17 protein-coding genes and 1 tRNA gene are annotated in these 24,904 nt (G+C 49.8%); 6 read left to right on the forward strand and 12 right to left on the reverse strand.

Translation table 11 applies throughout. From position 1 onward, the window contains the following. The first annotated feature begins 17 nt into the window (after window positions 1-17). Window positions 18-590 (forward strand): flavin reductase family protein, encoded by a 573-nt coding sequence (locus ABIE11_RS05765; protein ID WP_116403511.1) that lies wholly within the window; start codon window positions 18-20, stop codon window positions 588-590. A 192-nt stretch (window positions 591-782) separates the two neighbouring features. On the opposite strand, the gene ABIE11_RS05770 is transcribed toward ABIE11_RS05765, so the two are convergent. Then, on the reverse strand, window positions 783-1,019 hold the full coding sequence (locus ABIE11_RS05770; RefSeq protein WP_072123626.1) for a winged helix-turn-helix transcriptional regulator: 237 nt from the start codon (window positions 1,017-1,019) through the stop codon (window positions 783-785). Between ABIE11_RS05770 and ABIE11_RS05775 the strand changes: the two genes are divergently transcribed. Continuing rightward, complete coding sequence (locus ABIE11_RS05775) at window positions 989-1,327, forward strand: nitroreductase family protein (protein ID WP_323092569.1); 339 nt, start codon at window positions 989-991, stop codon at window positions 1,325-1,327. The genes ABIE11_RS05770 and ABIE11_RS05775 overlap by 31 nt on opposite strands. A 171-nt stretch (window positions 1,328-1,498) precedes the next feature. Here ABIE11_RS05775 and ABIE11_RS05780 read toward each other — a convergent pair whose 3' ends face one another. After that, the gene (locus tag ABIE11_RS05780; protein WP_004136868.1) at window positions 1,499-2,689 is read right to left on the reverse strand and encodes a CynX/NimT family MFS transporter; all 1,191 of its coding nucleotides are present in this window, start codon (window positions 2,687-2,689) and stop codon (window positions 1,499-1,501) included. An 87-nt stretch (window positions 2,690-2,776) separates the two neighbouring features. On the opposite strand from ABIE11_RS05780, the gene ABIE11_RS05785 reads away from it, so the two are divergent. Both ABIE11_RS05785 and ABIE11_RS05790 read left to right on the forward strand, forming a co-directional pair. Beyond that, window positions 2,777-3,571, forward strand: coding sequence for an AraC family transcriptional regulator (locus tag ABIE11_RS05785; protein WP_116403510.1), 795 nt, complete (start codon window positions 2,777-2,779; stop codon window positions 3,569-3,571). Between the two features lie 104 nt (window positions 3,572-3,675). Beyond that, window positions 3,676-4,278, forward strand: a complete 603-nt coding sequence (locus ABIE11_RS05790; protein ID WP_032754877.1) for a site-specific integrase — start codon at window positions 3,676-3,678, stop codon at window positions 4,276-4,278. Between the two features lie 86 nt (window positions 4,279-4,364). Here ABIE11_RS05790 and ABIE11_RS05795 read toward each other — a convergent pair whose 3' ends face one another. The 6 genes from ABIE11_RS05795 to ABIE11_RS05820 all read right to left on the reverse strand — a co-directional run bounded on the left by ABIE11_RS05795 (window position 4,365) and on the right by ABIE11_RS05820 (window position 11,490). Continuing rightward, entirely contained in the window at window positions 4,365-4,700 is a 336-nt protein-coding gene (locus ABIE11_RS05795; RefSeq protein ID WP_429184109.1) for a hypothetical protein, read from the reverse strand. Next, complete coding sequence (locus ABIE11_RS05800; protein ID WP_032754882.1) at window positions 4,664-5,308, reverse strand: hypothetical protein; 645 nt, start codon at window positions 5,306-5,308, stop codon at window positions 4,664-4,666. Before ABIE11_RS05800 ends, ABIE11_RS05795 begins: the two co-directional genes overlap by 37 nt. After that, window positions 5,305-5,997 (reverse strand): HNH endonuclease signature motif containing protein, encoded by a 693-nt coding sequence (locus ABIE11_RS05805; protein WP_032754885.1) that lies wholly within the window; start codon window positions 5,995-5,997, stop codon window positions 5,305-5,307. The genes ABIE11_RS05800 and ABIE11_RS05805 overlap by 4 nt, the downstream gene beginning before the upstream one ends. Before the next feature lie 389 nt (window positions 5,998-6,386). Next, window positions 6,387-7,331, reverse strand: a complete 945-nt coding sequence (locus tag ABIE11_RS05810) for an ArdC family protein (protein WP_032754888.1) — start codon at window positions 7,329-7,331, stop codon at window positions 6,387-6,389. Window positions 7,332-7,616: 285 nt separating this feature from the next. Continuing rightward, on the reverse strand, window positions 7,617-9,758 hold the full coding sequence (locus tag ABIE11_RS05815) for a DEAD/DEAH box helicase (protein ID WP_116403509.1): 2,142 nt from the start codon (window positions 9,756-9,758) through the stop codon (window positions 7,617-7,619). Window positions 9,759-9,864: 106 nt separating this feature from the next. Further along, complete coding sequence (locus tag ABIE11_RS05820; RefSeq protein ID WP_224375512.1) at window positions 9,865-11,490, reverse strand: HamA C-terminal domain-containing protein; 1,626 nt, start codon at window positions 11,488-11,490, stop codon at window positions 9,865-9,867. Window positions 11,491-12,155: 665 nt separating this feature from the next. On the opposite strand from ABIE11_RS05820, the gene ABIE11_RS05825 reads away from it, so the two are divergent. Continuing rightward, window positions 12,156-16,589: a sacsin N-terminal ATP-binding-like domain-containing protein gene (locus ABIE11_RS05825; RefSeq protein ID WP_050887871.1), complete on the forward strand. Its 4,434-nt coding sequence runs from the start codon at window positions 12,156-12,158 to the stop codon at window positions 16,587-16,589. A 216-nt stretch (window positions 16,590-16,805) separates the two neighbouring features. Here the strand turns inward: ABIE11_RS05825 and cbl are convergent, their stop codons facing one another. Both cbl and nac read right to left on the reverse strand, forming a co-directional pair. Further along, entirely contained in the window at window positions 16,806-17,756 is a 951-nt protein-coding gene (gene cbl / locus ABIE11_RS05830) for an HTH-type transcriptional regulator Cbl (protein WP_429184110.1), read from the reverse strand. A 96-nt stretch (window positions 17,757-17,852) separates the two neighbouring features. Then, the gene (nac, locus tag ABIE11_RS05835) at window positions 17,853-18,770 is read right to left on the reverse strand and encodes a nitrogen assimilation transcriptional regulator NAC (RefSeq protein ID WP_095282537.1); all 918 of its coding nucleotides are present in this window, start codon (window positions 18,768-18,770) and stop codon (window positions 17,853-17,855) included. Window positions 18,771-19,090: 320 nt separating this feature from the next. Between nac and ABIE11_RS05840 the strand changes: the two genes are divergently transcribed. Then, window positions 19,091-19,166: transfer RNA gene (locus tag ABIE11_RS05840), tRNA-Asn, on the forward strand. 53 nt (window positions 19,167-19,219) lie between these two features. On the opposite strand, the gene ABIE11_RS05845 is transcribed toward ABIE11_RS05840, so the two are convergent. After that, a complete protein-coding gene (locus ABIE11_RS05845) occupies window positions 19,220-21,370 on the reverse strand; it encodes an autotransporter outer membrane beta-barrel domain-containing protein (protein WP_429184111.1) in 2,151 nt (716 codons plus the stop codon). A gap of 52 nt (window positions 21,371-21,422) precedes the next feature. Further along, entirely contained in the window at window positions 21,423-24,821 is a 3,399-nt protein-coding gene (locus tag ABIE11_RS05850) for an autotransporter-associated beta strand repeat-containing protein (protein WP_429184112.1), read from the reverse strand. Window positions 24,822-24,904: the final 83 nt, after the last annotated feature.

Below are 24,904 nucleotides of genomic sequence, written 5' to 3' on the forward strand. Positions count from 1 at the left end.
TGGGAAGGAGAAATCCTGTGTCTTTACAGCCAGTTGAACTGAATAAAGCATACCGATTATTGCAAGTCGGCCCAACTACAATGATTTCCGCTAAACATAATGGTAATGCCAATGTAATGGCCGCCGCATGGGTGAGTCTGGTGGGGATCAATAAAGTCATGGCGTATATCAGTCCGCAGGCTTACACCCGTAGATTGGTGGAAGAAAGTGGTCTGTTTGCCGTACAGATACCCGTAGTCAGCCAGATGGAAACCGTTTTGTACGCAGGTGAGCACAGCTACCGTGACAGGCCTGAAAAGAATCATAAAATACCGATGTTCTACATGAAAGAGTTCGATATTCCGCTGGTAGAGGGCTGTGCTGGCTGGCTTGTATGTAAGGTAATGCCAAATGCGGAATACGAGCTGGAACATAATCTGTTCATGGGAGAAATTGCCGGGGCGTGGAGTGACGATCGGGTTTTTCGCAATGGGCACTGGATATTTGATGAAGCACCAGACGAATTACGAACCATACACTATGTCGCCGGGGGGCAGTTTTATGCCATCGGCAAAGGAACCCGCTTTGACCATGGTCCGGGCAAAGACTGATACACGAGTGCTTTTTGTACTGGTACAACAAACTGCAGGGGCTGGTTGTTAAAATGCTTTTCTTTTCTCTCATGACCAGCAGCAGGCGATGTTGCCTCTGAGCCAGAAGGGGAAGCCGCTTTTCGACGCCTGCAGCCTGCCTTCCTATATGCTCCTGTCAGCCCGCAGCACTCATCAATGAACAATGGCATATCAAAGAGAAGGATCTGTGTCTTTAACCAGAAAGTGACAGTTTTGTTCTACCCACCGGTTGAGTTCATTTGCTGCCTGCCAGAGGGACGTTCCCAGCTCCGTGAGTGCATATTCGACTTTGGGCGGTACTTCACGAAAGACAGTGCGCGTAACAAGATGCCTGCTTTCAAGTTCCTTTAGAACGTTTCTCCGGCACCTCAGATAAAATAGACGGGTTTGCAGCGGCTGCCGGCTCAATACTTTTTTCGAGGATCAGTATGTTGTCAAGTCACTACAGGAGCAGTTTGCGGCCTATGCGGACATTTTCCCGGCACAGCACAGCTATCGCTCAGTATGCGGTCTGGCTGGCGCTGGCTGAAAAAGGAATTGGTGCCAATCTGCAGCATTATAATCCTCTGATCGATGAAGATATTCGCACTGAGTGGAATGTTCCTCCATCATTGAAACTCCGCGCGCACATGAATTTCGGTGCTATCCTTTCACCCGCCAGTGAAAAAGCCTTTATGGGTGATGAAAAGCGATTCATCGTTGCCAAACAGTCCTGAGGCTTGCTTATTATATTATTACTGACAGCGCTCGCCCTGAACGGCCTTTTCACCGAAAAATCCGCTCATCGGGATAGTACAGATGGCTCCGGTACTATTAAGACGCTTCAGAACCTCAATGGAAAGCATCCGCTTTAGAAGTTCAGCTGGTACCCTCCTGTGTAAGCCCATTCAGCCCGGCTGCTGTAAAGGTTCCAGGTGTACATCTCGTCCGGCAGCCATTCCGGTGCAGGCTCCTGCAACTGAGATTGCTGTGGTCATCAGTAATGGTACGGTCCAGCCTCCGGACAACTCCTGTACTTTTCCCAGCAATAGCGGTCCCATCGCCGCCATCAGATAACCGATACTCTGCGCCATGCCTGACAGCGCGGCAGCATCACCAGCGTTTGTAGTGCGCAACCCGATGAAGGTCAGACCCAGCATCATGCTGGCACCCGAGCCGAAGCCGAGGAGTGCAGCCCACAGCATCGCCAGATTTGGCAAATAAAGGATGCCAATAAAGGATACTGCGGTTAAAAGGCTGACACCAGCAGCGGCTAATTTCTGATCGTTAAGACGACGCAGCGTGGCTGCCAGAATTAAGCCGGGAATAGCGGTGGTGAGCTGAAGGATGCCATGTACCTCACCAGCCTGAGCTGAGGATAGCCCACTGCCTGTCAGAATGACTGGCAGCCAGCCGACCGCAACATAAAAGGGCATCGCATTCAAGCCCATAAACATGGTGACCTGCCACGCCAGAGACGAGCGCCAGACCGCAACGGTCGCTGCTTTTTTCTCACCTGCTACTGGCAATTGATGCTTTTTCTTCAACTGCGGCAACCATAAAAGCATCGCAAGGAGCGGTGCAATAACCAACATGGCTAACGCGATGTTCCAGCCCCAGCTCTGCGTCAGAGGAATGACAATGGTAGAGCCGATGGCGCCAGCGGTGCCCATGGTGATGGAATATGCTCCCGTCACGGAAGCCACGTTTCCGGAAAAGTCACGTTTAATCAGGCCAGGCAGCAGGACATTGCCCAGGGCAATCCCGATACCAATTAATACTGTTCCGCCATAAAGCGCCCAGACGCTGTCTGTTGAGCGAAGCACAATCCCCGCTGAAATCACGACCAGGGCACCAAAAAGGGTGCGTTCCAGGCCATACTTGCGGGAAATCGATGCGCTCAGTGGAGAAAAGGCGGCAAAGGCCAGTAAAGGCAGCGAGTTAAGCAACCCAACGGCTGTGATACTCAGCCCAAAATCATGGCGAATGGACTCTAAAACGGGTGCGATAGCGGTAAAAGGAACACGCAGGTTAATGGCAATAAAAAGAATGCCGATCACAAGTATGATTGAAGACCACTTGTTCGTCGTGTGGGACATAAGTTTTGCTTTCTCTGAAAAAAAGAAAGACTTTAAAGGACGCATGAGTTACAGAATATAGATAATCTGACAACATATAGCTAAATCATGCCAGTTAATAAAAAACCGGTGACCTCACCGGAAGAGTTTAATTCCGATGATTTCAGTCAGGCCGCTATCGCCCTGCATGTATCATCGTCAGGCGAGTATGCCGGGCAGCGTCCGCACGCTCATCGCAAGGGGCAACTTATTCTCTCTATGCGCGGTGCAGTGCGCTGTGAGGTTGACGATGCGCTGTGGCTTGTTCCACCGGGGCATGCCGTCTGGGTTCCGGGAGAGATCCCGCACCGTTGCCGGATCACGAAGAATGCAGATACGTGCTTTTTATTCATCGAGCCCGGCGCAGCAGCGATGCCGGAAATTTGCTGTACCATAGCGGTTACACCTCTGGTCCGCGAGCTTGTTCTGTATCTTGCAGAGCAGGAACATACTTATTCTCCTGACAGTAAAACCGCCAGGCTTGCAGCGGTGCTGCTGGAGCATATTCCGGATGTGCCGGTCGAAGCACTCCATCTTCCTGTATCAGATCATCCTAAAATCCGGATTATGGCTGAGGCACTCTTTAATGAGCCAGATGACCGGCGAACGTTAAAGCAATGGGCTGCTCATCTGGCCATCAGCGAGCGATCTCTGGCTAGGCTGATAAAAGAGGCGACAGGAATGAGCTTTGGCCGCTGGCGTCAGCAGCTGCATTTGATGATTGCACTAAGCCATCTGTCTGAAGGTCAGCCCGTGCAGCGCGTAGCCGGAACTCTAGGGTATGATTCGGTAAGTGCGTTTATTACGATGTTCAGAAAAGCGCTGGGTAAATCACCGACGCAATATTTCTCTTCCCTGGATTAGTGCACAAGCACAGAAGTCGAATTTATCTAAATAACACCAGCGTCCGCTTTTCGCTCATAAGGGACAACCATACTCAAATCTCCCACATTGCAGGAGATTTGAGTATGAACACGTCACCGTGGAACAAAGACCGTATCATCGGCCAAAAAAGACCACTTCAGATATCTCATATCTGGGGTATCCGAATCCGACTTGAACTGGAAGGTAAAACGCGCGATTTAGCTCTGTTCAACATGGCCCTGGACAGTAAGCTTCGAGGCTGTGATCTGGTCAAACTCAAAGTATCTGATGTTGCATATGGTAGCTCTGTTTCAAGCAGAGCAACGGTGTTGCAACAGAAAACCGGTAGCCCTGTGCAATTTGAGATAACCAAAGGGACAAGAGAAGCTGTTGCTGCATTGATACAGCTTAGCAATTTGCACAGTAAAGACTGCTTGTTTCGGTCTAGGGTCGGAACTAACCAGCACATTTCAACCCGGCAATACAACCGAATCTTTCATGGGTGGGTAGAAAAGCTTGGTCTCGAAGATTCGCTTTACAGCACACATTCCATGAGAAGAACAAAACCTTACCTGATCTACAAGAAAACCAAGAATCTCCGGGTGATCCAACTTCTGTTGGGTCATAAGAAACTGGAAAGCACAGTCCGTTATCTGGGCATTGAAGTCGATGATGCGTTAGAGATCTCTGAATCGATTGAAGTCTAAGGTTGTCAGGGCTGCAACAGCAGCCCTGTGCCAAAAGTGGAAGTTTGTATTTCAAAATTCTGCAAACAAAACGGGGATTCTTAAAGTTACACAACCAGTGAATCCAGTGTCACTAAATGGCTAAGGGATACACATTTTTGCTTTACAATAAAATCGGTTTCTTCCGCCTCTTTTGGAAGCATGTATAAAATATCCAACGGCAATTCAGCCCCTGCAATCTTCAGCTCTGCTTTGAGCTGGATTAATGCTTCTCCTGCAGGGCCTATAACCAAAATATCGTAATCAGTGCCAACCCCCAAAAGCGACGAACCAAACATAAAACATTCAAAAAACTTCAATGAATTGCACGTTTTTAAAAGGTGGCATGCCACATCGTTTACCGACATCAACGACGAAGAATTAATTCCTTGAATTCTGACCATTTCATGATTCCGCAACCAAGTTCACGCCCTGCTACAACGGCATTATTAGTAGGATCTCCGTTAGGATTAATGTTCCACATGACATCAACCGGACCAAACTTTTCCCAAAATGATCGCACGGCATCAGCTGTAGGCTCGTATTCAAGTAGCATTCCCACCCTCAGCTTGCGACCATTGGCTAAATGAATATTGAATACGCGATCAAATTCCCTCTCTATACTTTTTACAACTCCCATTTGAGTTATAAGCCGATATGAGAAAAAATAATCTTTGTGAGAAGCAATATTAACATTATTGTCTGAAAGGGCAGAATATAAGGTACCTGCATTACCCCATCCTACTTTTGCGTTACTTAAGTAGTTGATAGCCTCACCTGTCCACACACACTCTTTCCTGTAACCACATAGAAAATCCAAATCAGGGAATTTTTCATGATACTGCTTAGCTATCTCAAGAGTGATCTCATATGATGCGGAAATAATAACTAATGTGTCAGGTCTGTCGTGGATAGAAATTCTGATAGCATCGTCAGCAACGTGTTCTGCAGAACCTGTTCTTTTAAAGTGGTTATTTATATTTTCAAGTGCATATTTAACTTGCCAGTTCATGCAAATATCCCATCCATATCTTGAGGGTAACGAATGGCCCTTCCAGAAACACCACAAACATGTCGCTCAGAAAGCCCGCGAACATGTTCTTTGTATTGTGCAAAGGTTTCCCGCTCTTCGGCTGTCAGATGGCATAAATTCATGCTTATGATCGCCTGAATGCGGAAGTGATTAGGTAAAATGACACTTTTCATCCTTTGCGACCATATTTGGGCCGTTTCAGACTCAGGATTGAAGTCAGACCTTGCCCCTTCAACAGGAGCGAACTCTTTCCATATAGCCTTATTTTCATCCATAGCTGCTACGACAGCCTCTCTCGCTTGTCTTCTATCTTCATAACGAATATTACCTTGCTTGTGCGCTAAGGCTGCAAGATGGTTGCTCTTCCACTCTAAAATCATGCTTCTTGAAAAGGACTCAGGCGCTTTATCGATAATGGTGTGGCAAGTTGGACATAGCAGTATGAGGTTTTCAAATGAGTCTGCTTCAAACTCCTCAGCAGGTCTCTCTTCGTGGCGGGGCCCAGTATCACCATGAGGAATGACATGTGCCATTTCAGCAATATGCTTATCACCGCCTATCTCTGCTGGGAAAAGCGGCTTAAGGCAGTCTGGTTTCTGACAATGACCTGCGGACGCCGAAAACAGCCGCAATTTGGTTTCGTTTGGGATACTTTTCCGAATAGCCATATTAGATTCCAAGCACTTGATTGTACGAGTAAAAATCTACCGCACTACAGTTGAAATAGTATACAGCTGACCAGCCTTATATTGCACTGAGTTTTTCATCATGCGTTATTCCATTTTGATAACAATATCGAACTTCCGCTCCTCGCTCGTTGCCGACTGTCACGCTGAATCGTGTTCTAATAAAGAACACGGCCAGATCAAGTCTGAGCCAATACACCTAAAGTTATGAGCGGGCTCTTTGCCGCCCGCCCCCGCAGCCTGCGAATTTTTCCTGACACACTGTGCCACGAAAAATTCGTAGGGAGGTTATACCTTTAACACCACCACGACTCTGCCCACAAGAATATATTGTCAAAGCCACATTCCTTTGCGACTTCTTGCCCCTGCCCTCAGGCTTTATCCATTAAATAACGATGCGCTTTTGATGCCTCACTAGCAGCTTTGAAAACATAGCGCTTATCGTTTTTCAGTGCTTTCAGCCAAGAAGCAATATAGCTTTCGTGCTGCACCTCTCCAACAATACCCAAATCCGCCATCAGAAAAGCACTTCCCAGCTCAGCCACTAATTCCTCCTCCGCATAATCTGCGCTGCCAAATTTCCCTTTCATTTCACGGTTAAGCCTTTTTTTACCACCGCTCCAGTGAACCAGCTCATGCAGGCCAGTAGCGTAGAAATTAGCAGCAGCGGAAAAAAGGTGACGCTCTGGTAGCCAGACCTCATCAGTTGAGGGTTGGAAAAAGGCATTTTGTCCTTTCTCAATGATGTTTGCGCCACTCTTTTGGAACAGATTTTCAGCCTCCGGCAACGGGTCAAAGATTGCTTCTGGGCTGACTATTTCAGTTGTCAGAGGAAGGCCATCAATTTGTTCAACGTTGAACACATTGAAGGTTTTCAGCATTGGGATCTGGTCGATGTCACCGTCTTCGTTTTCTTTCTCTAAGGTTTTATAGAAAATGGCTGCCGTACCGTGTTCACCTTTTCGAACCTGCCCGCCTATTGCCTGCGCCTGTTTGTAGGTCATCCAGCGTGAATCACCAAAGCCCTGTTTTGACGCGCTGCACCACAACAGCATGATATTCATTCCGCTATACGCGATACCGGTTGCGAAGTTGGAAGGCAACCCAGACATGCCCGGCACTCGTTTCCACGGGCAAGACCACGGTTTTACACCGGCTTCAAGCGTTGCAATGATGTTGTTGGTGACAGTCTGATAAATATCGGTTTTGGCTTTAGAAAATTTCGTTTTTGAGGAGCCTGACTGCTCCAGCGGGGATACGCTGGTCGCCGCTGCGGTGTTAGGGGCGCTAGTCTGGGTATGCAGGGAAATGGTCATGTTTTTTCTCCGTCAGTGGTGTGATTTTCGTCTTCGTATCGCCTGACGGTTCGCTTTCCCGACATCATTCCGGCCAGCAAGGGCGCAGAATGCGTGCCATTTACCCTTGCGGGATGGGTTGTGTTGGGAAACGATTAACCGGAAGCTGATACGAGAACGGAAGTCACACGGAGAAAAAACTGACACAGCATAGGCGGGCGTAGCGCCCCTTAGACCGCAGCAGTGAAAGGGGGTTGGGAAGTACGTTCATATAGCTATTTAAGGTGCTGCACACAGCCAAACTCGCTACATTTCGGACACAGCCCAACGCATTAAGCTTTTCTCAAAGCCAGTCAGTTGAAGGTGCTCTACTCTGGGTGCTAGGGTCCGAAGTTTCGCCAGCAGATCGTTCAGATGTTCCGATGGCAAGATGAGGTTCTTGATCTGAGTCGAGATCTGAGTGGGAATTCCGTATTCGTCCAACGCAGTAAGTAGCGGGTCGAGGAACATATTTTCAAGCTGCTCAGCAAAGAAGCTGAAATCTCCCGGCTCGCTCCCTTCTTTCGCCAGCACATCGGCCTGAATTTTATTTACGGCCATGATGTCCCGAGGCAATCGGAAACACACCATGTTTCTAATGAATTTCAGGCGCAGATTGATCGCTTCGCTGGATGTGTGTTCCGGTCGTCGATTCTCCACCGCGTCTCTTAGGTAAGCAGGCAGGTTTTTCTGAGTTCGGAGCTCATTGATGTGCCACACCAATTGCGAGCTGGACGAGATACCATAATCCATAAGGTTACCGCCCTCCAGAATGTAAACCAGCTCACATAAGTAATTTAGTTGGTTCGGCTCAGGAATGCCTTTCCAGTCCAGAAGCTTGCTGCTGAGCAGTAAGTCACGAATGATCGCTTCTGCTACCTCGATTTGCCGCTCAATCGGAACGTGCCGATTCTCTATCAGGGTTGTCGGCGACAATACCGGGTTGGCGTATGCATCTTGCAGCCGGCCACGTGAAATATCGGTAAGGTATTCGTTCTCCAGTTGCATGAGGAGTCCCATTGGGGAGTTTTCATCCTGATGGCCGATGGGGTATTCGACTGTGAGGCCCTGCTCAAGGGGAGGCGCTTCGAGCATGAAGACTTTTCCAATGAAGTACTTATTCATGCGGCCTGCGCGACCGGAAATATTCTTGTAGGTGAAGTAATCGAACGTTGAATTCTTCAGGCGGCGGTCGTAAATGATCACGTTCTCTGCCGATGTGTTGACACCTTCAATCATCGTAGATGTACAGATGATTCGCTTGATGATGCCCTCGTTGAACAACTTGACGATGTACTGCTGCAATGCACGTGGCACTCCGCCATGGTGAATCCCGATACCCAGAGATATTGCCTTAGCAACGTTCCATTCAGGGTGGTAGTGTTTAGAGATCCATGCTGCTATTTCCTGCGTCTCTGGTACTGGTGTCAGCCCAGCTTCCTGAATCAAATACTCTGCGACCCTGTTCGCACTAGGTGGTGCCTGACAGTATATTAAGGTAGGCGAGTCTAGGGTTGTGACCAACTCGAGCAATTTTTCCTTTCGCTCTTCGGATCGCATCTCCAGATTGAAATTCTGGATGTCGACCGCGACAGTGCTGTAGTCGGATGGGATGAAGTGGTACTCATAGTCATCCAAACCAGAGATCTTCTGAATGTGAGGCCCGAGCATGTAGAACTGAGCACCAGTCTTTGCGAGCTTGTGAAAGGCCAAGCTCAGGTCAACAGCGCGCGTGCTTTCGTCTGTGGCATTCCCCAGATCGATTTTGTAGAACTCGTCCAAGACGAAGAACTCCACATCAGCAAGATCAGGACGCTGGATGACACGCTCTTGGGTGAGCAAGTAGACATTGGTTGTCTCGCTCACAGATTCCTGGCTCGGATGCGTAATCAGGTTGAAGTCCTTAAAGCGTTTGACCAGACGACGGCGGGTTTCGTCGATCAGCGCAATGGTCGGAACGATCACCACCACCTTTTTGAATCGTCTCTGTGCCAGCACAGCGTCAATTACTAGACTTTTTCCGACGCTTGTAGAAGCACTGAGTACAACGTTTCGGCCTTGCATGATCAAGCTGAAAACATGAGCCTGCAGGTGATGAAACACCATGCCCTGTTCTACTCCCTCGACCCTGTGAGCTTCATAAGCCAAGCGATCAGAAATCGCCATGCTGCTGAGGTGAGGAGTGATATAGGGGAATAGTCCGACAGCTCGTACCATGTTTAGCAGGAGCGACTGTTCGACAGAGTCAAAAAGCTTAAATTTGTCGAGTGCTCGGATCACCAAATCGCGGCCCTCCCACTCTGAATTGCTTCTGTTGACAATGGTGTTGATGGCGAGAAGCACATCGACCGTCGATGCGCTTTCTTCACCCAGTTTCGCCAGGATGTTCTTGATTTTTTCGTAATTCATAGCCGCTTTGTTCCTTGAGACATCTGCGGCAGAGTGACCTGCCCGGGATATCTTCATCCTCGTATACCTTCTGCTCCGTAATCCGGAGAGCATGTATCAGTTATGCCTATAATTCTTCCAGCTTTTCGCAGTAAGAGTTGAAAGCCTTGGTCAGATGTTCAATGCTTTCCATAGGCACCAAAAAGATGTGCACCTTCACTTGTTTGATGTTCTCCGGCAGTTCCGAGGTGAACGTTCTGAAGTGGGTTTCGATCTCTATCTTGAGGTTGTCTACGTAATCAGTGAGCCAGCCTGACGAAAGCGCTGCACTATCGTAGGTCAACAAGATAGGGAAGCAGAGAATATTCAGCATGTCATCGACAGGAGAATTTCGATGCAGAGCTTGGTTGAAGGAATCTGCTTTTGGCTGGTGATGTAAAGGTTCGCGTAAAGAAATAATGATTTCTCGCTCTGCCGACAGCACGGTTTCTGAGATCGTTTCGTCAAGAATTTCGCGAATTTGCTCTAGGGTTGTATCCATATCATTTGCTTTGATCAAGCGGGCAAGACCTAGCCACAACTGATCATCCTGATCAGGCATCTGAACGATGTGAGCATTGCCAAATTCTGAAAGCTTGTCAGCAGATTTGTAGAATACTTTGCACGCAACGGGCTCGCTGTCTTGGCGACTGCGCAGGATGGAGTGCAGAATTAGTTCTGCAATGAGCCTATCGCGCGGAAGCTCACTGTCGCTGAAGGTACTGATTGACCTAGCCAGGATCGCTTTGGCGTTATGCGCGAGGATGTTTACGATTTCACTGGCCTTTAGGGAAAACTCAGGTAGCCATTCGATGAGATGCTTTGCGTAATTTTCGTGCCGCCATTTCTTAAGTGCATAGCGCACGTCAAAACCAGAAAATGAGTGCAATAAGCCCTCTTTAGTGTTGGCGTGAAACTCGACCAAGAACGGATCCGGACGCTTTTTATATGGTTTGGATGTGGCTGTTGACTTGTCATCAGCCTCGTCTAATAATTTTCTGAGGTAAGCCAGCGTCGGATCTCGAAGGATGATCTTAGATGCTGCAGCTGTCTTCACGCTAGCCGTGGCCGCTTTGTCAGCAATCTCTAAAAATTCTTCGTAAATTGCCTTTAGTTGCGTGAAGTTGGGACGATTTCCAAGCACCTCCGCAAGCTGGGACAAAGCCTTTATATTGACGGCCTCCAACGCCTCAACATCACCGTACACCTGCCAGACAAAGTTTTCCGCCCAGTACAAAAAGTTCCTTTTTTGAGGTGAGACAAAAGTTTTAAACGTCTTGCACAGTGCCATACCTCGGGTCGTGGTTATGTCAGGCAGAACACGCTTATCTATCTCTTTCTTGAATCCTTCAAGAATTTTTGCGACGTCGCGCTTGGTCACGATTCGGAAACGGGCAATACCTGGACGTACATCGCATTTCAGCGATTTATGCAGAAGCGAAGAATTAGCCTTGCTGCCATCTAACGCCGTTATCTCTTTCAAGTTCCATTTGCCATCACTTTCGGTTGTTTTGACCTGAATGTATTCATTTAGAATCTGGCCCTCGCATTGGAATACAGCCACGATATCATCCGCTGTCTCGCATTCCACTTGAGAGTAGTTGCTGTCTCGGAGCATCTTGAAGATGAAACTAACAGCTACGTGATCCTGATACTTGAAGCCTTGCCTTGCCGCAGGCCCACCTGCATCAGATAGGCTAGTAATACTCATCATGACATCCTTGCATTGCGAGAAGATTTGCAGAAATCGGACATCAGCTCAGCCAATCAAGACAACACATGCAAAACCTGCTAATACTACAGCGCTATTCCTAATAGAAGTCATTGGCAGGTCATCTGCAATATTTATTGTCACTTTATGCTGCTCTCAATAGTCCAGGTAAAAGCAATATTTCGATTGAATCACCCAGCAGTCGTGAACACAAGTTAACCGCTTTTTGCCGAATGCAGTCATTTATACAAATGGATAATAGACGAAATAAATCATTGCGTCTCAGCTTTGCAGATCGCGCAGCTCTAAGTTCGCTGTTTGCTCATCCATAATAGGATTGGCTATCGCCATACTTCTGTATCCCGACGCCTACCGACCGCCTTCCAGATCCGGGTCTGCACGCTAGTACTTGCCATGGAGCTCAATACACAGGAACGACCAATGACATGTCCAGTCTTCTTTCCTGACGCCTTCACCTCCGTGGTTGTAACCCGTGGTTACGTAACTGGGGCATGGTGAGCCCCTTGCTCAAAAAAAGTGCTGTACAATGTGGATAGAGCGAAGTGATAGTGAACAACTGCCCCATCATCTTAACAAAACAGGTATGGCGGTTAGCCTACTAGCAGGATAACCGCCTTTGTTTTCAATTTCAGCGAGCCTTTTTCTATATGTCCCTTCCGCAAGACACCAGTAATACACCAGACATTTCAGATACTCTTAAAGGTCAAAATGCCGCCCGGCTTATCATTGATAATGATCCCGCAGCAGTTCATATCCATGATCCCAGAACCATCGAGTTTGCAGATGCCATGATCGACACTGCTGCAGGCGAACTTAAAAACGCCGCCGGTATACTCAAAAAAATGGTTAAGGGTGCGGCTGCAAGCGCAGAAGATCTAGCGGTGGCAACCTTCCAGGGTATCATCGAAATTATTCAGAACGCAGATGATGTAAGGGCGACTAAGGTATGGTTTGGACTAAGATCAACTGAAGCAGGTAAACAGCTACTGCTTGTCCACAATGGCACTCCAGTAACCTGCCTCAACGTTCTTGGGATGGTTCTTCCTTACCAAACTTCCAAGACCAATAGAATAGACCAACGTGGCCGATTTGGGATCGGGATGAAAACTCTTTTGCGCATTGCCGACTCAATTTCCGTACACTCTGCGCCTTACCATTTTTCATGTAATCAACTAGATTTTAACCGCTTGCCACCTGAACCAGCTCTTCCTGGTTTTTATGACCCGGGACACCATACGCTGATTGTCGCAGATCTTAATTCAGCCTTTGATGATGCTGAGCTCATTGAATGGTTTGATTCATGGCGCCATGAAGGATTACTGTTTCTAAGTTCGGTAAGCCAATTAAAATGGTGTGAACTGGATGGCAGTATAAAAAGCGAACGCTCGCTGGATTTTTCAAGCTGGAAGGATACTGGTTATGAGCTGCAACACCCGGGAATCAGAAAGCTGCAATATCGATACGCTAAAAGTAAAGAAGATGACTGGACTGTCTGGCGAGCATCGGTAGCCGTTCCTGAACATTTACACCCAGCTCATAAAACACGTAGTGAAGAAACAGATATTTCAATCGCCATTTCGTCACAGCCGGTTAACTCAGGAATCTTCATTGGCTTTCGTACCGATATTCCCTCAACGCTCCCTTTTTCATTAGATGCACAATTCGATCCTAGTACGTCACGTGAGTCCATTATAGAAAATGACTGGAATCGATGGTTAATAGATCGAACTGCAGAAGTCGTTGGAAATATAGCCGCTGGGATGCTAATTACCAGCCCCAAAACGGCATGGAATCTCATTCCACTCTCTATTGAGGGCGTAGATCCAGGCCGTAGCTCAATTCTTAACAAGCGTTTTTTAGCCGCGCTAAAAACAACCAGAACATGGTTATCTCAGCATGCCCTGATACAACTACCTTTAGGTAATTATCCTTTTTCTGATCTCAGTTACGAAGAAGACATACTAACTGGTTTTCTGACCGAAGAGGATGTCGAACTCATTCATAAAGGTTTGCATGCTTTACATAGAAGTACCCGGGATAGCCAGGATCGCTGGCGTAGTGTTATGGATGAACTCAATGTGTCAAGACTTGTCGATACAGGTGAATTACTTGATGCCATGGAAAACCGGATATTCAATTTTAAACCTGCGGCATGGTGGGTCAATGCAGGGGCATGCCTTGTTGAGAATCATGAAAATACCGAATTATTTGAACGTCCCTTCCTGCTTTCTCATCTTAATGAACCAGTTTCCTGCAAACCGAAAGCGCAAACTTCAATCCCTCTGGTTTTGAACAGCCCTTCTGATTTTTCTTTACACTGGGGGCTGATGGAACGACTGCATTCAGATTATGCTGATAAGAGTACTGGCGAACCAGTCATTGCATGGCTGGATAACCACGCCGCTTTTGTCAGCCAAACCGACACAGCTATCGAACTGAATGCCTTTGCAGAGAAATTCGAAAAAAGCAGCATTGAAATATCTGAAGATGAGCTCCGCTTACTTCGGGACAAATTTGATTATCTACGGGACACCGAAGCAAAGGTTATAGGGACTAAAATTGGCACTATTCTCAAACTGGATGGATATGTCTATGATGGTGTTCGGATGCTCCGACAAAAAGTGCGCCTCTCAGAAAGCTATCTGTGTAAAACCCTAGATGGTGAAAACTCAACGTGGCCTGATGCCGCCGGGAAAACAGATGGTATTCAATGGGTTGGAGCCAAATATGAAGCCATTTTGAAAACTAACATCACCAAAGGAGCAAAACGCAAACGCGAGGATGGAACACAATCTCGGGGAGCCAGAAAGTTTCTATTCCTGCTTGGGGTTGAATCATCACCTCGTATAGAGAAAGTGAATGAAAACCTCTATTGGGGAACAGAGCTCCGTAAAAAAGAACTCAGGGAACATGGAGCTGAGCTGGTTGATTACGACTATGAATCACCAGATCTTGAGCATGTCATTCAAAATATCAAGGAAGCCACTAAGCAGCACGCGAAACAGCGAAGTCCTGCGCTGGTCCATACCCTTTCCAAAAACTGGCATCGCCTGTATGCCCATGTCTCAATGGTCCCCTCCCTTCACAAAGCGATTAAGTACTTTTATAAAAAGGGAAATGTCACAGCTGCGTGGCTGAATACACTAAGAAGTGTCGATTGGGTTGCGGTCGGTAAAGGAGAAACTGTTTTTTCTAATATTGCTGTGTTGAAGACCCCAGAGACTCAAACGCTTTACCAGACCTTCATCTGCGGGGTAAATGCCAAGGATATTGATCTCGATTTTTTAACCGCATTAGGCATCATTACTGATGTCAGAATCAGTGACCTACTAACTCAACTTAAGGCCTTACGTGACAGCCCGAGAATGGTAGATCAGACTCAAACACAGTCGATTTACCGTGCAATTGCAAAACGCTGTCCTTCTTCCGAGTCATATTTTTCATCGAAAGTGGGCGAACTCACTATCCAGGAGCTCAGGAGTCGCTTTCTAGAGGGAAAAGGACTCGTTTATGTGCCCTCAAAAGGATGGGCTAAACCAAACGAATTACTTAGAGGGCTAGATATTTTCCATGGCCAGCGACTTTTTGTGCCTGGAGGCTCGTCGTCAAATTGCCAAAACCTTTGGCGTACACTGAATATCCCCGAACCAGGCATTGATGACTGTATCCAATGCTGTCGGGAACTGACTCGTGAACAGTATGATTCAAGAATAGAATCTCAGCTTATGGATGTTTATCGTTACATGGAGAAATTGCTGGAGCATGCAGAGCGCTACCATAAAGATAAGTTACGGGTACTACCACTGTTCTGCTCGACTGGCTGGGTAACTCAACGCCCAATTCACTACGTGGACAATCCAGAGCTTCGGCAGCAATTAAGTAAGAGGCTTCCTACCCTTCATTGCTGGATACCGCCTTGTGATATACAGGATTTCCCTAGACTGGTTAAAGCACTTAGAGTAAAAGAACTGAATCCTGAACTTCAGATTCTCGGTAATAATTCCTACGCTAAAGAGCGTGGTGACCAGGAAAGATTACGTTTTGGGCATGCTGTTGAACACCTGTCAAATGAGCTTGCCAGAAGTACCCCTGAATTACGTGAAAAACTCGTTATAAGCTGGGATACTCTTAGGAATACTCAGCTCTATATTTACGAGCACCCCATCACAGTGCGTGCATTGTCTTCAGAGTTCCCTGCTGGATTTATTGAAGTTGCTCTTAATGCCGTGAGTTTGAACCAATCCGAAGTCTTCCATTTTTATAATGACGCAATCGGCAATCGTGATTCTGGAGGATGGCTTATTGCTTCTCTGTTTCCTGCAAAAGAACGTCGGCGAATTGATGGCGAATGGGTTCTTGCTTGGCAAAAAAGCTGTCACTCAGCGGCAGAAGCAATCCGCCTTGCGAGTGACGAGGCTCGTACTGAAGCCATGGAAGATATAATCACCAATATTAACGGTTCGGTAAAACACAAAATTAACGTTACTCCACCGAAGAGCCGATCAGTTGGAGCGAAGCCAAGAACACTGAAGCCATCGGTAGGTGCTATGGTCGGAGCTTCGCTGCAGACCAAGGCTGCACCCTCAAAATCTACAGCCACCCGTGGAGGATCCCGAGGACTGAAAAATACCCCGCCAGTGCCCCAACGAGGTCCAAGTTCATCAGTTCCCGCACCGGTTGCCTATACCAACGCAGATCTTGAGCAGAGAGCTTGGGAGCTACTTTCCCAAGCTCTGGACACAACCGACGATCAGAGGATTATTGATTTCAGACGCAATCATGGTGTGGGTGCCGATGCCGTTATTGACTGGAAACAGTTTATCGAAATGAAAGCCACTGGCCGTGGTCCCCAGAACCAGATAGAGATGTCTAACAATGAGTACTTACGCGCTAAGGAACGTGGAAGCAACTTTATTCTGGCTCTTGTGTCAGGACTTGAAACAGGTCAGTCGGATGAAATCAGGCTCATAATTGATCCTGTTAATTGTGCCAACGTAATCCCTACTAATGGGGTCAGATTAGGTGGGTTACTTGATGCCCCCTCCGTTGTTATTGAGTTTGAGAGCAGTAATGATGAATAGATAATCCTTGGCGATTCACCACATTCAGAGTGGGGAACTCAAACTAGTTTTATGTCACCTGTGTCATTGGTGGTCACTCTGGTGGTCTTGACAGAAGGGGATTTCTGATTTAGCTTAATAATTAGCCAGTTACTGGCAAAGGCGATCCCAGTCAGAGGAGCCAAATTTGAAAAGCCTGCTTTTACAGCAGGCTTTTTGCTTTTCCGCATTCCACCCTCAAATCTGATAATCAATCGCCACTTCTTCCGTTTCCATTACCTGGCGCTTAATTTCATCCACCGACAGCCCGGCATTGCACAGCTCGATAAAGCGCCAGACATAGTTGCGTTGCAGCTGTCCGCGTTTAAGTCCCAGCCAGACGGTGTTGGCATCAAACAGATGGCGGGTATCCAGGCGCACCAAATCTCCCAGCTCGCGCTCGCCGCCAGACTGTTCCGCCACCAGACCGATGCCAAGCCCCAGCTCTACATAGGTTTTGATCACATCCGAATCCTGTGCACTCAGCACGATATCCGGCGTCAGCCCTTTGCGATTAAAGGCTTCGTCGATACGCGAACGGCCGGTAATGCCCTGCCGATAGGTAATCAGCGGCCATTTGACAATGTCTTCGAGCGTGAGGGGCAAAACCTGATGAAGTGGATGGTCGACGGGCAATAGCAGGCTGTGATGCCAGCGGAACCAGGGGAACGCCACCAGCAGTGGATCGTTACTCAGGCGTTCACTGGCAATACCGATATCCGCCCCGCCGTTTTGCAGCAGCACTTCGATCTCCTGCGGTGTGCCCTGAATCAGCTCCAGCCGGACGTCCGGAAACAGCTCGCGGAACGCCTTGATCACCGGCGGTAAACTGTAGCGCGCCTGCGTATGGGTGGTGGCGATTGTCAGCACCCCGGACGCGTCGTTAGTAAAGAGATCTGCCAGGCGTCGAACGTTGCTGGCTTCGTTGAGAATGCGCTCAGCGATGGTCAGTAACGCTTTACCTGGCTCCGTCATCCCCAGCAGGCGTTTGCCGCGACGGATGAAAATCTCAATGCCCAGCTCTTCTTCCAGCTCGCGGATGTGGCGGCTGACGCCTGACTGAGAGGTGTAAAGCATGTTGGCGACTTCGGTCAGGTTGTAGTCCCGCCTGGCCGCCTCACGGATAATTTTAAGTTGCTGGAAATTCACGATTCACTCCGGCGCATCTGACATAGCCCTATTGTTAGAGTCAGCAGACCTGCAGAACAAATAATAAAAACCAGCATCTTATTCCTTTATGGAATATCAGCTCACTAGCTGCAGTTCACGATTCTCCAGCGATGGACGGCTGACCAGCGACATCAGGATCTCTTTCACCGCCTGCGCCTGCGGCGACAGAGAGCCGCGAGCAGACATATTCAGAGACAGCGGCAGGCTCATGGATGGCGTGGTTATCCGCGCCATCCAGCCGTTCGCGGCGCTGCAAAGAGAGCGCGCAGCGGATTCCGGCAGCACTGTGACGCCCATTCCGCTGGCAATCGCGGCGGTCAGCGTCGAGATAGAGTCGATCTCACCGATGATTTTTGCCGTCAGGCGACGCAGAGAGAAAGCTTCATCAACGCGCAGACGCACGGCGCTGTAATCGCGTGGCAGGAACAGATTCATCTCTGCCACAGCGGTTAAATCAATGCTCTGGCCCGGACAATCGCGCGTCCCTACCAGGTAGAGATCTTCTTTCAGCAACGGCTGGCTGGTGATCCCCGCAATCGGTGAGCGATCGTACAGGACCGCCATGTCGAGCTGACCGTTGAGCAGTTTATCGTTAAGAACCGACCCGCTGTTTTCATGCAGATAGACAAGCACCTCCGGCAGCTCGGCGCGAACGGCCTGCAGCAGCGGCATGGTGATGGAAGACGCGGCGGTGCCTGGCGCAAGGCCAATCGACACCTGTCCGCTCAGGGTGTGTCCGACGTTACATACGGCCAGCTGCGCTTGTTCGCACTGGCGCAGAATAGTGCGCGCATGGGTGTAGAGAATCTTACCGGCTTCGGTTGGCGTCACGCCACGCTTGGTGCGGATCAACAGCTGCTGGTCCAGTTCACCTTCCAGAGTGGCCACCTGCTGGCTCAGCGCAGGCTGCGCGATATGCAACACTTCCGCGGCCTGGGTCAGGCTACCGATATCGACGATTTTTACGAAGTATTTCAGTCGTCTTAAGTTCATTTTGCCCCCTGTTAAAATACAGTGCCGGTACTGGCGCTCATTGTTGAAAGAGTTTTTGCAATATGGATGCCAGTTTTTAAAAGAGGACGGATGAGTACGCTAAGCGGCTGAAAATAAGGAAATCTAATCACCCTGCACCGTTTTATTACTGAAACAGCGGTTTACGATCTGCCCCATAAGGGGTAAGCCTGCACCAGAAGTGTGCATTTTGTTGGGAAAGAAAGCACTTTGCTGAATTTGTCAGCAAACGATCACAAGGGATCGATCTCCCCTTTGACAAGCGTTATTGGGGTCGATAATATGCGCCCCGTTCACACGATTCCTCTGTAGTTCAGTCGGTAGAACGGCGGACTGTTAATCCGTATGTCACTGGTTCGAGTCCAGTCAGAGGAGCCAAATTTGAAAAGCCTGCTTTTACAGCAGGCTTTTTGCTTTTCTGCGCTCGGCTGTTAAAAACGGTAGCGCACGCCCATAACCCCGGATGTGGCGCTGTAGCCGCTGTTCCCCATCTGCTGAGACACGTTCCCCCACAGATTAAGATCTGCCGTCAGTTTCCCCTCGATACCCAGTTTCAACTCACCGCTATCCCGCGTACCGGCCAGGGTGACTTTTTCACTATCAAGGGTAACTGCAGGGTCATTGCTGTTATGTAGCCAGTTCGTTTCTGCGTAAATCGTGAAAAGCTTCCCGCTGGCTTTGTCGCGCCCGGAGACGCCTTCACGCGATAATCGAATACCAATGCGGCTCTGAAGACTGTCGCCGCTGGGATAGTCCACCCTGGTCCCGTTATCTTCCGTTAACGCATCAGCGTTAAGGCCATTCCAGATAAGCTGCGCCTGTGGCGTCACATAAATACTGGTCGTTTCCGCTTTTCTCAGATAAAGGCGATAGCCCGTCTCGAGCGAGCCGCTAAGCCCGTCAATATGATAATTTTCCGCAGCCAGATCGTCGCCTTTGACCTGCCCGTTAAACCGGCCATATTGCACCCAGCTGTCAACATAAGTTCCCTCTTGCGTCTCGGCATCCTGAAACCAGGTGGCATAGACCCCACCGCTGTAGCCATCTACCGAGCCTTTCGCGCGATAGCCGCTGCGGTTCGCATTGGTGCTGCTGTGGGCATTGCCATAGCCCAGCATGACGCCAATACCCAGATAATCTTTCGCGGTAAAATGACCCTGCGCGATCTCCCCGCCGCCCTGAATCAAATAGCTGTTGCTGGTGGTTTTGAGCTGCCCGGTGCTGTCATACTCGCCCTGATGCGATCCTGTCTGACGCAGCCAGAGAGAGGAATCCTCCGCCTGTCCTGTGCGATCCTCGAGACGCTGATTAAACAGCTCCTGGGCGATACGTCGGTTGGCAAGATAACTTCCGGCCTCAGGTCTGAGAACCGATGCTGGAGGTGTCGGCGGATTCGGTGGCGTCGGAAGTGTGTTACGTAAATACCAGTTGCCGTTCGCCTGATTTGGCAACCCCTGCTGCAGGAAATAGTCGTACGCTCCTGCTGCTACGCGGCCCAGGAGCGCAAACTTCCCGGCAGAATCGCCATCAACATGAATAATTTCGATGCCATTGATCGTCGAAGCGCCACTTCCTCCGGCGTTATTGATTTTAACCCGTGTATCACCACGCGTGTCTCCATGCACAATCAGTTTATCCGTCGCAGATTTATCATCTCCAAGCGTCGTACTAAGGGTCAGCAGGCCATTGTTGCCCGTATAATTACCGTTCACCACCAGCGTACTGGCAGGCACCGGGCTTGCCATAACCATGTTTCCGCTGTTCACTAAATCCCCGCCAATTAGCAGGCTGCCAGCCGGTGCGTTCGTGAAACGCGCCACCGCATCGGCCACCGCAAGGGTTCCCTGATTCAGTACGCTCCCGGCGACACTGCCATAGCCTCCCATCAGTGCACCCGAGGTGATGTTCACCTGACGCGTGGCTAAACTTACTGGCGATGACGGGGTGCCCAGAATCAGGCTTCCGGAGCTGATAGTTGTGGTTCCCGTCCAGGTCTGGTTCGCCAGGAACTGGAGGGCGCCATCACCGTTCTGGCTGACGTTCCCTGTACCGCTGATTGTTTTGTTAAATGCCAGATCCTGCGAATGGTCAAAAACCAGGCTCGCATTATCGACAATATCACCTACGACACTTCCCGTTTCGCCCCCCGCCCCCAGCTGTAGCGTGCCTTCGCTGATGGTTGTTACCCCGGTATAGCGCTGATCGCCAGTGAAAATCAGCGTTTCACTTCCGGTTTTGGTCAGACTGCCCTCGCCGCTGAGGGTACCTGCAAACAGGGTATCTGCCGTGTTGTTTAGCGTCAGCATTGCGCTACCGAGTGCCACGTCCCCGCTGCCAGACAGGTTATTGATGCGCTGATCAAAACCATCCAGTGCCAACAGCGCACCACTTGCAATATGAACCGCGCGGCTTTCAGCGAAAGCATTGTCGATGCCGGTCTGCAAGGTGCCGCCCTGGATAAGGGTATCGCCGGTATAAAGGTTATGATGACTCAGCGTTAACGTGCCGAGCCCGGCTTTGGTCAGCGTTTTGCCGTCCCAGCCCGTCACCGGATTAGGATTTTGGTTAATTAGGGTTCTCACCAGATCAAAACTTTCCACCGCCTGAGTGAGGGTAAATACCCCGTTGGCTATCTCAGGCGTGCTGGACTGCTGCGCATACCAGTTGAGACGAACATCGACATAATAGTTCCGATCCAGCAGGCCTTTGTAGCCTAGCTACGCTGGCATAGTCGACAGGTGATGTCGCGCCCCCAAGGTGGACAGCAGAAAAATCACCGCTCATATTGCCCGGCGCTGAGGTGCTAATGACCTGGAATGTTTTCACATAGTCCGTAAACCCAGGCCCATCAGCCACATTCATCCCCGCCACATTCAGGGTTGACGATGTCCCCAGCACAGCCGTGTTGGCCGTAACCACCGGTTCGTGACCACCCGCCATAACTGAAAGCCGTCCACCCACATTAAATTCATCTCCGACGAGTAAAGTGCTTTCTTTCGCTACGCGAGTAATCGCATTGGGGGCGATAGTGTAATCGCCGGTGACATTCATCGTCACATGCGACCCCAGATCGAGCCCGCCCGCGTTAACATTCACTTCGCCTGCGGTAGAGCCCGTTTGCAAAAGCACGGCACCTCCGTTGCCCTCTTTATTCAGCGTCCCGTTCCCGACCAGCAGATTGACAACCGAACTATTCCCGTCAAAAGCTAGCGTCATATTAGAATTATTGGTGATGGTTCCGCTGCCGAGCGCCGCGCCCGTGAGGGCGGTCATGGTGCCTGCGTTAATGCTGGCACCACCACTAAAGGTATTTGTCCCTGACAGGGTCAGCGCGTTCCCCCCCTCTTTCACCAGCTTTCCACTGCCCGTTATCGCGCCTGAAAAAAGGGTGTCCTGTGAATTGTTCGCCGTCAGCGTCGCACTGCCCAGTTTGACCGCGCCAGCACCCGACAAATTATTGGCTGACTGGGAAAAATCGTTGAGATTAAGGGTAGCGCCAGCAGCCACAGAAACCGCTGATGAACGGGCAAAAGCATTCTCCACGTTGGTTTGCACAGTACCGCCATTAATACGCGTGTTGCCGGTATAACTGTTCTGTTCAGAAAGGATTAAAGTGCCCTGGCCAGCTTTGGTCAGGCTTTGTCCGTCCCATCCGCTGGTAAACGGTCCTGTGCGATCGGGCAGCAGCACGTCAACATTGAAGGTCTCTGTCGGGTCCAGCAGAGTAAAAGCCCCGTTACCTCGCGACGGATCTGCAAACCAGGTCATACCAAACGTCAGATTGTAATCCTGATTGCCATTTAACTTACTGCCGGTGACGTACAGATAATCGGCGGGATTTGTGAAGCTCAGGGAGCTGAAATCCCCGGAAATCCCGCCTGCATGAGTACTGTGCAGAATGTTGATATTTTTACTGGTAATAGAACTGGCGGAAACCGGCGCGCCAAGTACGTTCAGGGCTCCTGCCAGCGCGAGCGTTGGTGCGACGGCGGCAGGTTGTTGCGCATTCACCGCCACTTCAAACGCCGAGCCCGCCTGCTGGATGAGCGTCCCGCCTATATTGAGCTGGCTACTGGCCCCCACCGACGTTTTTCCTCCGGCGGCGGTGATAAGATTATTGCTGACAGTGAACGCCCCCTGCGGGGAGAACATCAGCGTGCCGCCATTGACCGTCACACTTCCCTGGCTCGCCCCCGCGCCGGTAAGATTCACAAGCCCAGTCTGCTCCTTAATTAGCGCGCCTGAGCCTGACAGAACAGCGGTTGAGGTCGAACTTCCGGTGCGATTGAACGTCAGCGTGCCGTTATTAGTTACCTTACCGCTTAAGGTTCCCTGACCGGCGTTGGCAATGTCATTGGAGCCTATTTGCAGCTGGGCACCGCTGGCAATCGTCGTGGTCCCCATGCGTGTATCATTGCCCGCCAGAACCAGTTTTCCACTGCTGATGGTTAACGGACCGATGCCGCTAATCCCCCCTGCAAAGGTATTGGTGCCTGTAGCGATGGTGGTCCCTCCTGCGGAATTCACCCTCAGCGCGCGCTGACTGGCAAAGCTATCTGTCATCGACAAGGTACCGCCGTTGAAGACAAGCGTACCGCTGTCAGCGCCAAGATTACTGTCTTTGCTGACTGCTAATGTTCCGCCCGTGAGCAACATGCCGCCAGTCCAGGTATTGTCACCAGAGAGTGTGATCAGCCCTTCCCCGTATTTTTCGAGCTGATACCCCTTGCCGTTGTCGGTGATCACACCTGAGATAGTGCCGCTGTAATCACTAAAAATCGCGGTCATGCGGGCATCGCCCGTCAACAGCACAGTGCCGGACAGCACAGGGTTGCTGTCCATTCTCAACGCGCCGTACTGAATGCCGGAGATCTCTTTCCAGCCTAATCCCTTAAGCGTTACGGGCGCTCCATAATCAGCCCCGCTGCCAAGCCAGAGCGTACCGCCGTCATTGACGGCAAAAAGGGCCTTAGGGGCAAATGTCGTGGGATTGAGGTGCAGCCGCGCACCATTACCGACGGTGACAGTACCGACAAAACCATCCACGGGGAGGCTGATGTCGTAGGAAGACTGACCATTGACTCCGGTGCCTTTAAACATGATTTCACCGCTACCGGATACCGGCGTCGTCAGTTTCAGTACCGTATCTGAGCGGTAAAACGTCAGCTTTCCGTTGTTAACAACGGGAATCAAAACATTCCCGCTTGTGCTTCCCACACCAATCTCAAGTTGTCCGCCTTTCGCAATATTCACCATGGAGTTATTGCGGTTACGGCTATCAAGAATGCCTGGAAAGATGAGATCGCTGCCAGCCGCTATATCCAGTGACGATCCTGTGTTACCGCTGAGCATCACATTGCCGCCAAGCTCCCAGAGCTTCCCTGACACAGCGATTTCATTAAACCCCGTTGTGCCCCCGACATCGCCCGTGACCCGTCCAATCCCCTCCAGCCTCAGCGTATTGCCGGGACTGTTGCTCATCATACTGCCGTTGAGGGTAGTTCCTGAGCGCAGAGTCACGCTGTTGCTACCTCCGCTGAGCTGAACCGCGGTTCCTTCAGTACCGGTGATTATCCCGGCATTATCCAGTGTCGAATGACCATTGACGGCGTTAAAGCCAATGCTCCCCGTAACGGTAGCACCCGAGTTTTTCACCAGCTTTCCGCCGTTTAACAGCACCACTCCGCCATTACTCGCACCACCGGCATGCCCGGTAATGCCGCCGAGATTATTGATCGTCGTTTGCCCATCCAGCGATGACAAACTAACGCCACTGCCCGCCGCGTCCACCACGCCCTGAATGGTTAATTGCCAGTTTCTCGACCCGTCACCATTCACACCATTCCCCTGAGAAGTGGTGACGGCTGCAGTATCCGCCAGAATGAATGACGTTTCGGTTGAGGAGAGATTTTGGAGGGTCAGGGTTGAAGAAGAGGTCGGCAGATTAGTGGCAGCCCAGCCGTCAGGGAGTGAAATAACTAGCACACCCGCAAGGAGTAATTTTTGGGAATCCGTAAAAATGAACGCCTTCATAAAACCTCACATGTTAACTCCCGCTATTCTTATAGTTGGTCGTGAGTGAGATCGCCTGAAATGCCTTAAATATAATGAAGATA

The sequence above is a fragment of the Lelliottia sp. 489 genome (assembly GCF_050435885.1).
Lineage (GTDB): Bacteria > Pseudomonadota > Gammaproteobacteria > Enterobacterales > Enterobacteriaceae > Enterobacter > Enterobacter nimipressuralis.